The organism is Yinghuangia sp. YIM S09857 (genome assembly GCF_051388915.1).
Classification (GTDB): domain Bacteria; phylum Actinomycetota; class Actinomycetes; order Streptomycetales; family Streptomycetaceae; genus Yinghuangia.
This window is the reverse complement of sequence record NZ_JBPKBH010000006.1, coordinates 194,154-197,970: the sequence shown is the minus strand read 5'-3', so window position 1 is coordinate 197,970 and position 3,817 is coordinate 194,154. Positions and strand designations below refer to the sequence as shown.

Genomic DNA, 3,817 nt, shown 5'->3' with positions numbered 1-3,817 from the left:
CCCTCCCCCCCCCCCCCCAGGACCGCGACCGCCGGGACGACGAGCGGACGCCGACCGACCCGCGCCGCCGCAACGCGCGGATCGCGCTGTGGATCGGCGTTTGGGGGCTGGTCCTCGCCTTCTTCCTGTGGGAGGAGGCCGGGATCGTGATGGGCGTCGCGGCGGTGGTCCTCGGCATCCGCGCGCTGCGCGGCACCTCGGCCCCGCGGGTCGGCCCGCGCGTCGAGCAGGGCCCCGGCGGAACGGCCCGTACGCCCGGCCGCGCGCGGCGGCTGGTCCGCCCGGCACGCGTGGCCACCGAGCCCAGCCCCACCACCCAGGGCACCGTCCCGCGCCCGCCCGGCGCCATGGTCGGCCTGGTCACCGGCGCGCTCGCGGTGGTGTGGGTGCTGGGTGTGTGGAGCTTCCGGTGGTCGCAGCAGGACTACTACGACTGCATGGACGCCGCGCTGACGAAGCAGGCGCAGCAGCAGTGCGAACGCGAACTGCCGAGCTTCATGCGGAACATGGTCGACAACATCGACAACAACCCGATCTGAGCGCTCGGTAGCGCCCCGTCCGAGGGCCGTGCGCGGACCGGATGGTCCGGACACGGCCCTCGGGCGTCACCGGCGGCACGCGTCAGCGGGTGGCTTGGCCGGGGACCGGAACCGCCACGGTTTCCAGGTGGGCGGCGGCTCGGACGGTTCGCCGGCGGTACCAGGCGGCGATCAGGGCGGTCAGGGCTGCCACCACCGCCACCGCGGCGGTGACCGAACCGGCGGTGGTCCCGATGTGCGGGCCTGTGCGGGTGAGCCGTTGCGCGCCCGCGGCGCCGGTGGCGAGCCAGGCCGCGCCCGCCACGAGGACGCCGGTGACGGCCCCCGACGCGGCCGCCGCGCCGACCGCGGTCCACACGCGGCCCGCCTGGCCTCCGCGGGCGGCGATCAGCCCGGCCACCACGCCCGCGGCCACCGGCACGGCGAGCGTGCACCACCCGGCGACCGAGGTCGTCTCCGGCAGCGCCCCCAGCAGCGGCAGCGCCGGGACCGCACCGAGGTCGACGCCGGTGGGCGCGACCGTGGTGCCGACGCCGATCGCGAACCCGGCGCCGGAGGCATACGCCACGGCGCACATCACCGCGTTCGGCATCAGCGCCGCGCACAGCAGCGCGAGCGCGACGGTGTCGGGCGCCCCCGCCGCGACCCGGTCCACGTACGCGCCGACCGCGTCCGCGTGGACCACCAGCGACGCGCACACGATCACCGCACCGCCCGCCGCCAGGACGCACGCCGCGGCAGCGCCCGCCCGCAGGGCCACAGCCCCCGGGACCGCGAACGGCCGCAGCCGGTCGCGCACCCCTGGCGGCATCCGCCCCGGCAGGTCGCGGTAGGCGCCCATGCGGAGCGCCCCGTACCCGCCGAACACGAGCGCCGCGGCCCCGGCGGCGATCGGGGCGCGTTCCCGCACCGGCTCGATCGCGGGGGTCGCGGCGACGACGGCGATGCCGTACGCGAGTCCCGCGTACACGATCGCGAACGCCGAGAGCGCGAACGTCACCGGGCGGGCGCCGCCGGTCCGCCCGCCCTCCCCCGCCGCCGCGCACCGGCGCCCGGCGCGCGCGAGCACGAGCACGAGCGGGACCGTGACACCGAGCGGCACGATGCCGAGCCGCACCGCGGCACCGGGCTGCTCGCCCGCGACGTCGAGCCCGACACGCTGGGCGGCGAGCCAGATCTGCCCGGCGGTGCGCAGGATGTCGCCCGGGTCGGTGAAGCCCCCGCCGAACGCCTCCGCGAGCACCGCGACGAGCACCGGTGCGAGGGCGGCGCCGAGGCCGAGGCCGACGGCGACGAACCCGGCGGCGGCCCCGTCGAGTGCGGCGCGGAGGTCTGCGGCGGGGTCGGGCGCGGCGGGGACAGACGCGGCGGGGTACTCCTCCGCGTCGCGCGGGTGTCCGACTTCGGCGCCGCCGTCGTGCACGGGCACCGGTTCGGCTGCTGCGGGGTGGTTCGGCAGCGCGGGTACGGGCGTGTCGCTCACGATCCCTCATGCTGCCAACGCCAAGGCGATCTGCCCTGTATATGGCCTTCGCTCCGGCCGTGTCGGCCGATATTCGACAGCCATTGGTCTGTTTTCAATACAAATATGGCATTACTAATCACCCGCAGGGGTATCGGGGCGCCCAGGCGGATGCTCCACCCGTCCCGTTCCGCACGGTCCGGCGCACGAGCAACCGAACGCGGGCCCACCTGTCGGAGCTAGCACGGGGAGTACGGCGGCATGCACGACGACGCGACCTTCGACGCCTTCTACACCAGGACCGCGCCGGACGTCGCCCGGCACGTCTACCTGCTGACGGCCGGCCCGCACCGCGCCGTACATGTGACGCACCGGGCGTACGCGCGGGCGTACGCCGAATGGGAGACGGTCTCCGCCTTCGCGTCGCCCGAATCGTGGGTGCGCATGCTCGCGTCGGACATGGCGCTCGACCACCTGCACCGTGCCGGGCAGCGCATCAGCGGCTGGATACCCCACCGGGACCGCATCGCCACCCAGGTCGCCGAGGTAGGGCGCTCCCCCGAGCCCGCCGACGCACCGGCGGAAACCCCGAACTCCCCCGTTCCTCCTCGGAGTGCCGACGAGCCCGACGCGCCCACCGGGCGCCCCCAGCCGACGAAGGCCCGTGACAACCGCAGCAAGAAGAAGGGCCGCAAGCCCCGCCAGGACCGCCAGGACCGCCCTGCCGACGCCCAACCGACGCCCCCCAAGGCCGAGACCCCCAAGGCGGCCACCGCCAAGGCCGGTGAGCCCAAGGCCCCCGACAGCGGGACGGGCGGGCCGTCGACACCCGCGCCGACCGGTGCGAGGACCGCTGACGGCGGTGAGGCGCCCGTACCCGACCTGTCCGGGGACAAGAGCGATGCCGTTGACCGGGCCTGGTCCGCCGATGTGGCGTTGCTGCGCGCGCTGCGGCGCGTTCCGGCGCATCGGCGGCGGGCCGCTGTGTTGCGGCATCACCTGGGGATGACTCCCGAGGACATCGCCGTCGAGACCGAGGCCACCACCAACTCCACCATCGAGCGCATCAGCCTCGCCAACGAGCAACTGTCGCGGCGGGTGGGCGAGTTGACCGGGCCGGACCCGGACGGCCCCGAAGCGCACGAGCGGCTGAACGCGGTCATGGTGGATCTGACGCGGCGCTATCAGCCGAAGCTGCGCCCGGCCGCCCGGATCCGCAGCGGCGCACGGAAGCGCGCCGTCGTCCTGGTGGCCGCGGTCGGCGCCGTCGTCCTGGGGCTCGGCGGGTACGCCCTGTCGACCATCGCGGACCCCGGCGGCCTGCCGGACAAGCGGGCCCGGGTCCAGGCGTCCATCGCGGCGCGCGGCGGGCTCGGGGCCCCGGCCGCCGAACAGGCGCCCGCGCCCGAGTTCAAGTTCGGCCGCACCAACGCCAAGGCCGAGCAAGTACCGCAGGGCCAGTACGAGTTCGTCTACATCAAGGCCGCGTCCGAGCACGAGGACGGCGGCACGTACCTGTCCGTCGAGGCCGCCCACGCCGGGGTCGACCCGGAGGCGATCGTGGGCGTACGCGAGGTCCCGCTGGCCGCCGAGGCCCGGTTCCGCGGCGAAAAGGCGTTCGGCATCACCGAGGAGCGCTTCGTGGATCCCAAGCTGTTCCTGTCCCGCCTCGCCGAAGGCCACCTGGCCACGACGGTGTTCCAGATCCACTACGACGACAACAACCAGATCGACCGCGTCGCCGAATACCAGCGCTGACGGACAACCCCGGGACCGACGGAAACGACGCCGCCCCCGCCGAACGGATCGGCGGGGG

General features: G+C 75.3%; 2 protein-coding genes and 1 pseudogene. 2 read left to right on the top strand and 1 reads right to left on the bottom strand.

Annotated elements, in window-relative coordinates; all coding sequences use genetic code 11:
- A pseudogene (locus ACRX5S_RS14785) lies at positions 1-539 on the top strand (hypothetical protein); the annotation flags it as partial.
- An 82-nt stretch (positions 540-621) separates the two neighbouring features.
- On the opposite strand, the gene ACRX5S_RS14780 reads toward ACRX5S_RS14785, so the two are convergent.
- Positions 622-2,022, bottom strand: coding sequence for a cell division protein PerM (locus ACRX5S_RS14780; RefSeq protein ID WP_436773357.1), 1,401 nt, complete (start codon positions 2,020-2,022; stop codon positions 622-624).
- A 240-nt stretch (positions 2,023-2,262) separates the two neighbouring features.
- On the opposite strand from ACRX5S_RS14780, the gene ACRX5S_RS14775 reads away from it, so the two are divergent.
- Positions 2,263-3,759, top strand: coding sequence for a hypothetical protein (locus tag ACRX5S_RS14775; protein WP_436773356.1), 1,497 nt, complete (start codon positions 2,263-2,265; stop codon positions 3,757-3,759).
- Positions 3,760-3,817: the final 58 nt, after the last annotated feature.

Bases quoted from the DNA above. Each gene is read 5' to 3' on its own strand.
- ACRX5S_RS14775 (WP_436773356.1), top strand. From the start codon at position 2,263: ATGCACGACGACGCGACCTTCGACGCCTTCTACACCAGGACCGCGCCG.